Annotated in this window: 5 protein-coding genes; 1 reads left to right on the top strand and 4 read right to left on the bottom strand. The window is 35.8% G+C overall.

The annotated features are described in order from the left end of the window. Nucleotides 1-653: 653 nt before the first annotated feature. Together HMPREF3182_RS05675 and HMPREF3182_RS05680 are read right to left on the bottom strand one after the other, a co-directional pair. Entirely contained in the window at nucleotides 654-2,375 is a 1,722-nt protein-coding gene (locus tag HMPREF3182_RS05675) for an ABC transporter ATP-binding protein (RefSeq protein ID WP_062486064.1), read from the bottom strand. Beyond that, nucleotides 2,359-4,113, bottom strand: coding sequence for an ABC transporter ATP-binding protein (locus HMPREF3182_RS05680; protein WP_062486067.1), 1,755 nt, complete (start codon nucleotides 4,111-4,113; stop codon nucleotides 2,359-2,361). The genes HMPREF3182_RS05675 and HMPREF3182_RS05680 overlap by 17 nt, the downstream gene beginning before the upstream one ends. Nucleotides 4,114-4,270: 157 nt before the next feature. On the opposite strand from HMPREF3182_RS05680, the gene HMPREF3182_RS05685 reads away from it, so the two are divergent. After that, nucleotides 4,271-5,233 carry a helix-turn-helix domain-containing protein gene (locus HMPREF3182_RS05685; protein ID WP_206445555.1) on the top strand — a complete coding sequence of 321 codons (963 nt, stop codon included), beginning with the start codon at nucleotides 4,271-4,273 and terminating at the stop codon, nucleotides 5,231-5,233. Nucleotides 5,234-5,626: 393 nt separating this feature from the next. On the opposite strand, the gene HMPREF3182_RS07785 is transcribed toward HMPREF3182_RS05685, so the two are convergent. Further along, on the bottom strand, nucleotides 5,627-5,797 hold the full coding sequence (locus HMPREF3182_RS07785) for an ssDNA-binding protein (RefSeq protein WP_438802308.1): 171 nt from the start codon (nucleotides 5,795-5,797) through the stop codon (nucleotides 5,627-5,629). 149 nt (nucleotides 5,798-5,946) lie between these two features. Beyond that, nucleotides 5,947-8,102, bottom strand: a 2,156-nt coding sequence (locus HMPREF3182_RS05690; RefSeq protein WP_206445556.1) for a YadA-like family protein, incomplete at its 5' end; no start/stop codon positions are given.

Consider the following 8,102-nt stretch of genomic DNA (forward strand, 5'->3'; position numbering starts at 1 on the left):
TTTATGTGCTATTCCTATGTTGTTTTATGCTAACAATATTAATTATTATTTTATTTTATTTTATTTATTCTTTATCTTATTCTCTTCTTATTCTCTTCTTATTCTTATTCTTCTCTTATATAAGAGATGCAAAAAAAAAATCCCTTAACCATGCCGTTTTTAAGATTGCAAAATGCAACACTGTGGGACGCTGACACGATAACTACACGACAACCACACGATAACTACACTACAACTACACGATAACTGCACAATTATAAATTCAACTAAATATACTTATCCACTTGTTATCCACAAATTTACACTCGTTTTATCCACAGATCAAGGAACTAAAAAAAGAATACCCTTATGCAAGAGTATTCTTCATCGAAATCTAAACTACCTGGACTGTATAAAATGTAGAAGAACGATGAGTCATATGATGAGAGAATTAGTGTAAAGCTTATACCCCTCATCAATTCTCTTTTTACCATAGCCACTATGGTAAAATCCCCTTCATCTTTTCCCTTTCGAGCGTTTCAATTTAGGCAATGATATTCCCGACACTATTTACCAAATCATTATCCCCTCTACCAATATAATAATTCTAGTTTTTTAACTTTTTAAACCTAGTATAATAAACTATTTTCTCTTTAATTTTTCATTTTTATCTACTAATAAATAAATTCTTCAGCCATTTTTGTCTTTTCAATTAAATTCTTGTAAACTTTTGATTTTTGTAAAAGTGCTTCATGCTTACCTTCACTTTCTACTTTTCCGTTTTCAAGCACTACTATTTTGTCCGCATTTTCTATGGATTTCATTCTATGTGAAATGATGACAACGGTCTTATCTTTAATCAAATTGTTTAAAGACTCTTGAATTTTTTTCTCGTTGTCAACGTCAAGGCTTGCTGCTATCTCGTCTAATATCAATATTGGCGCATCTTTTAAGAATGCTCTAGCTATTGATAACCGCTGTCTTTCTCCTCCTGATAGCTCCGCTCCGTTTTCACCAACAACTGTATCGAAACCCTTATCCATTTTTTCTATAAAGTCTGTGCAGTTTGCAAGCTCTGCTGCTCTTTTAACTTCTGCGTCGCTTGCATCTTGCTTACCAAGTCTAATATTTTCCATAACACTTTGATTAAAGAGAACTACATCTTGGAAAACTATAGACACCTTATCAAAAAGAGATTCTGTGGATATTTTTTTTATATCTTTGCCATCAATTAAAATTTGTCCCTCGTCATAATCATAAAGTCTTGATATAAGTTTCAAGATAGTTGTTTTACCGCAGCCGCTTGTGCCTACTAATGCAGTAACCTCACCCTGCTTTGCTTTAAAGCTTACGCCATTTAAAATTTTTGCGTCTTTATTATAGGCAAATTCAACATCTTTTAGATCAATATCAAATTTTTTCAAATTATAGTCATCGCCCTCTTGAAGATGTTGATTTTGAATTTCTTTTAATCTTTCAATCTTTGGCGTTAAATAAAATATCTCCATCATGCCCTCTTTAGATGCATCTAAAGCGTCTTTTATCTTTATAGCCGCTAGTAAATATCCTACAAGGTAGAGAGCACTTATCTCTTTGCTAATAATTAGATTTACGCCAACAAATATTACAACAGCTAGAGATATAAAGCTAAACATTGATGAAAGTGACATAATTAAGATGGTTACAATTTCTGCTTTTAAGTGCACTTTTTCACTTCTATCCATTTTATCATATAGCTTCTCTTTCATTTCCTCTGCTAAGCCATAAGCTTTTATCTCCATTTGCATCTCGATATTTTCTTGAAAGCTTTCAGCGTTTGCTCTTAAAACATCATAATATTCCTTCTCTCCTTTAACTGAATGTTTTTTAGATAGTGGTATAAATATAAAGCTTAGAACCGTTGGAATAATTACAGCCAAACCCATCTTGACATTGCCAACTAACATCATGATGGATATTAGCGGGAAGAAGAGTGCCATGCCGCCCACCTTTGGTATTGCGTGGCTCATTGCATGCTCTATACCTTCAATATCAGCCATGATTGTTTGTGAAAGATCGGAAATATCATGCTTAGAAAAGTAAGATAGAGGTAGTTTTGATAAATTTTCCGCTGTCCTTATTCTTAAATCCGCACTTTCTTGATAGGTCGTACTATATAATTTATCGTATTCGATAGAAAGCAAAATATACATTGCTATCAAGGTCAAAAGGGAGAATACTATATAAAATTCCTTACTTTTTCCCATATTTTCCAAAACTTCCTGAGCAAAAATCATTAGTAGTATGGCAGGAAGCATGTTTATACAATAAACGAAAAATGAGGATAGGGTTGCTTTACTTAAATTTTTTGCTCCTTTATCTGTAAGAGCAAATCTTTTTTTATAAAACGCCTTCATTTGAAAACCTCCATTCATTCGCACTGTTAAACAACTCTTGCAATTTCTTATAGCTTGTATCTCTTGACATCAATTCTTTGTCGGAACCTCTTTCTATAATTTTTCCTCTATCCATCACCATAATTTCATCAAGGTCTTTTATTGTAGATAACCTATGAGCAATCATAATAACTGTTTTATCTTTCATCAGATTTTTGAAAGCTTTTTGCAGTTCAAACTCGTTATCCGGATCAATTGATGCTGAGGCCTCATCCATAATAATAATTTTTGAATCCTTTAAAATGGCTCTGGCAATTGCAATTCTTTGTTTTTCTCCGCCAGATAAATAAACACCTTTTGAGCCTATGACTGTATTTTCTCTATCTGGAAATTTGTCTAATATCAAATCGCATCCCGCTAATTTTAAGGCTTTCATAATGTCATCTCTTGTCGCGTCTTTATTTGCTAAGGCTACATTGTCATAAATGCTCTTCTTGAACAATTTTGAATCTTGGAAGACAAAGGAAATAGCTTTTATTAAGGCTTCGTCAGAATATTCACTTATTGGTATGCCGCCTATCTTTATCGTTCCTTCATTTACATTGTAGAAACCTGATATAAGTTTTGCTACTGTTGATTTTCCTGATCCAGAGGAACCGACTAGTGCATAGGACTTTCCTTCTTCTAATTCAAAGGATAAATTTTCAATTACAGCTTTGTCGTTATAAGCAAAACTTACATTGTCAAACTCTATATTATAGTTTTTAAAATTGTTGACATTACCATGGACCAATTTGTCTTTTTGCATATCCTTGTAAAGTGCCTCTAAAGTATCTACTGCATAATTGCCTTGAGAAATGTACATGGCATACCACATCATTCTCATAAATGAAACAAAGAGAACTCCCGATAAGAATAAAATCATGATAAGCTCAAGTAAAATCACCTTGGTGCTGCCTAAGCTAGTCATAAAATAAACTATAGGAATAATTAAAATTGCAATTAAACCAAAAAATAGCCATTGATACAAAACATAAGTTCTTTTACAAGATAGTGAATAATTATAAGCATACTTCGAGTAATCTTTTATCGCCTTGTAAAAGCTTTTAAATGACTCTACATTTGCTCTAAATATTTTTACAACTTGCATTCCTCTAACGTATTCAACAGTCTCTGCGCTTAGTTTAGATAGCGCTTCTTGGTATATCTTCATAAATTCTTTCTCACCCATCATTGCCCCTAAAATTAAGGCTCCTATTATGGTTAGAGCAAGTAAAGTAATACCAACCCTTATACTTACTATAAAGCCAAGCACAAGCACAAGTATGGGGGTTATTATTGCTTGAGAGCTGTCGGGAATCATGTGAGCTACCACCTGATGTGTTAGTGCGGCATTATCATCTATGCTCTTTCTTATTTGACCAGATGGATTTAAGTCGAAAAACCTAAAACTGGCTTTTTCTAGGCCATCAATTCCCCTTTTCCTTAAATTGGTTTCAAGCCTAAATCCTAGTATGTGTGAAAATGTACCTGAAACAAAATAAAATATTGCCCCACTTGTTAATGTGATGACAGATTTTAATGCTATGCTCTCTGCACCAGATAAATCTGAATTAATTATTAACTTATCTAGAAATTTATAAATTAAATAATATCCATGTACCGTAAGAACAGCAGATATAACAGAAAAAACTATAGCCCAATATCCAAGATATTTTTTATCTTCCACATAAGCAAATAGTTTCTTATAAATCTTCATAATAATATCTCCTTTCTTTAATATCCCTTTTAGATTGAAATTTACTTGAGTGATAATAATTATTATTGCTTTTTTATTATATATTGGTTATGATTACTAATACAAGAGATTGGAATGAATAAAGCTAATCGGAATATTGTCTAAAAGGGATATGGTTATGATGACTTATTATGATTTTGTAAAAGAATATATGAACGTAAATGAATGTAAAAGTAATCAGAAATATTCAAATGCAGGACATACATTTTGTTGGAGTAAAAATAACTCCACTTATGCAGAGGGCTTGTATTGGTTTTATGAAGGAAATGGATTTATTATTGATATCCATGATTTCTATGTCAGAGAAGAAATAATTCAACGTAGTACTTATAGTATGGCCGACTATGTTTCAATATATTCCAGCTATATTGTCAGTGCAAATGGTGAAAGATTTAGTCCTTATCAAACGCTTACTGCAAACTCATTATGTACGCTTGATTTTGACAACATAAAAGATGACTTTCTCTTTTTATTACACGAAAACTGTTATTATCTTGCTGTTTCTATCGGTTTTAAAAGAACGCTTCTAGAAAAACACCTATCATTTATTAATATTGATCCAGAATCATTTTATAGGGCTTTACTTCAAACAAATCAACTAATACTTACAAAGGCATTAGAAAAGGTGGCAATGGAAATTTTAAATTGTAAGATGGACACTCCCGCCGCTGAATTTTTCTTTAAAGCTAAAGCTAATGAATGGATAAGTATAGTAATAGATACGTACTTAAATAGAAAAAAACATAAAATCGAATCAGATGATAATAAATCCCTTGATGATGTAGCTAGATTTTTAGATGATCATTTCGCTATGAATATAAATCAGGATACACTTGAAAAAATATCGAGAATGAGTGGGACGAAATTAAAAAATTTGTTCAAAGAAAAATATGGTCAAAGCATTACAGAATACACCCAAAGAAAAAGAATGAATGTAGCTGAAACCCTTCTGTTAAATACCGAACTGCCTATAAAGGAAATAGCTAAATCTGTGGGCTACTCATCGCATAGCAAATTTTCCCTCTATTACAAAAGATATAAAGGTAAACTTCCTAGCGAAATCCGTAATTTAACTTGCTAACATCACAATTAAAAATGTGATTACCGTGATTAAGGATTTTTTTATTTACACATCCCTATCTTATATTAGTTAAAATGCGTATATAGATATTTGCAGAGATCTGTATACAGGTAATAAAAAAATAAACAAAATTCATTCTTCCCTTCTTTCTTTGAACAAAAAAACGACAGAATTATTACGTTCTATCGTCTAAAATTTACATATTCAATTTTTATCACAAAATAAGACGCTTTTTTTGATCTTTACTTTTATTGGCAGGGGATTTACAATATCCATTTAGCTTATTCAGTAATGATATGTAGCAGTATCAAAGGCGTTTTTTACTATTTCTTTATGTGTTACGATGATTGCTTGTTTATCTTTACCCGGCATGTTCACCGCCTTATCTGCAAATTATGATGGCTTAGTTGAATTAGCGTTAAGAAAACCGTATCCTTTATACACTTCATCATCGCACTCCCTATCCCCATCTCGAAAGGATAATTTAATATCGGCTTTCTTTGATTGCTTGCCACCAAACTTGCCGACACTTTCTTTAATCACCGTATCGATGGATTTATCGATACGGTGATTGTTTCTTTATCGTCTTTCAAAATTAACAGCGATACACGTTATTTCTCATATCCACATTTCACACAAAAAAAAGCGATACGGTCAACAACATGACTAATGTTGTCAACCGTACCGCTATGTTTCCTTGCTTTTACATTATTCTATTTTTTATTAGCCGCCATAGCCAGCACCATTTCTCGCAATTCCTGAATTTCACGTTTTTGTTGTTCATTTTCCGCTTTCAGTGCGCTGACTTCATCTTGCATCACATAAATAGAACTGATAGGTCCTGCCTTATACCGATCCGGAATTTCTTTTTCATCCTTTGTATGTCCGAATTTACGAGTATAGCCTACATTTACCATCGTATGACCGGTGCCTAACGATACGCCCGCATTCAGCATCGTGCTTTCATTGGTATAATGTGCAACACCCAAGGCAACTGCCGTTTTTTGTTGATAGTTTCCTATGCCCGCCATAATCTGAGTCGGTTCCACCGGATCATATTGCAACGGTTTCAACGCCGCCAATGCGGCTGCGTCCGCACCGATTCCATGTGCTTCATCCTTAGTGTTGCCGATTGCCTTGGCCATACCGGCAATAGCCGTATCCATTTGGTCTTTATTCACCGCATCGGTCGGCAAATTACCTTGTCCAACGTTGTGCATAACCACGGGTTCTCCCGCTTTTCCCGGTTCGGCCGCCGGATTTACCAAGCTTACAGAGGGCGTTCCCTTACCGTCTTGTCCCAAGTCGGCAGGAGTAGCCGTCATATTACCGTCTTTATCGGTAACAAACCATTTTCCGTCTGTACCTTTAGCAATAGTATTCCCTGCATTGTCTGTATACGCCGTAGGAAGTCCTACAACATTTACTTTATAGCCGGTTTCAGTAGCCACAACTTTTGTATTCGTCCCGTCTGTAATATTTACCGTATCAAAGGCCTTGACAGCCTTAACTGCTTTTCCGTTAACCTGTAAATTCCACGGGCTATTCATAATATCGGCAATCGTTGCCGCATTATGCTGCATAGCAACCAACGGATTTGCAGCAGTAGGATCTACGGAGCCGTCCGGGTTCTTCTTGCTCTCCGGTGCTTTTGCTTCTTTCGCATCCGGTGCTACTGCATCAAAATTACTTTTTACATTAGTCACAGTAATCGGTTTATCTTTTTCACCGACCTGAATACCTGCCGGTTCAATTGCCTTCGCATCCGCTTTAGGCTGTCCGTCATCTTTCAGTTGATCTTTCGTGTAATATTTATCCCCTACTTTAACAAGCGAATTGCCATCTTTATCTACATATTGAGTAGGTGCAGAACCGTTCTTCGCATTTTCCGCATTAACCGCTTTGGCAATCTCTTCTTTATTTACCTTAACGGTTACTTTGCTAACACCGTCTTTAGATTCGGTAATGACTTTTGCCAACCCGTCACCGGCAAATTCTACGGTGTTCGCATGTCTTACCTGTCCGCTAACAGCCTTACCGTTTTCATCCGTTCCTTTAATGACAAATCCTAACTTCTGCAAATCATCTACGGTTGCTACGGTTCCGGATACTGCATGTTCCAAATCTGCCAAGCCTTTTGTCGGACCGTCTGCGGTGATTTCTTTAGTTCCCGCTGCTACGTTCGTGAGCTGCATAGGATGTCCTTTTTCACCGATTTGTACAACCGGGACAACGTCCTTCGCTCCTGCTATAACATTTCCTTCATTATCCACTTTATCTGTCGGATAATACTTGTCGTCCTTTGCTTTAACAAGTGGGTTACCGTCTTGATCGACATAATGAATCGGAGTGTTTCCGGCTTTATCATTAATAGCCTTTACCGCTGCCGCCACTTTCTTATCATCGACGGTCACCGTAATAATCCTCTTTTGGCCTTCCGTCTTACCGCTTACTTCTGCCAAACCTTCACCTTTAAAGTTTACTTCTTGTGCATTTTGTACTTTGGCGGCATACGTATCTCCCACGCTGAGTATCCAACCCATACGGCGAAGGTCATCTACTGTTGCAGCGGTATGCTTACTAACGTTATCCGCCGCTGCATCCGTCGGTATACTTAAATCGGCGAGTCCGGCTTTTTCTTTATCTGCCTTACTTGCATTCGGATCGGTCGGCGTTGCAATGGAAGTGGTTCCCGGTGCTATATTCATAAGTTGTGTCGGTTTATCTTTTTCGCCGACCTGAATTCCTACCGGGTCAACTGCCTGTGCACCGGTTTGCGGTGTTCCGTCATCGCCTACCTTGTCTTTCGGATAATATTTACCGTCTTTGGCTTTAACAAGCGGATTGCCGTCTTTATCTACATACTGTG

This window comes from Megasphaera hutchinsoni (genome assembly GCF_001553405.1).
Taxonomy (GTDB): Bacteria; Bacillota; Negativicutes; order Veillonellales; family Megasphaeraceae; genus Megasphaera; species Megasphaera hutchinsoni.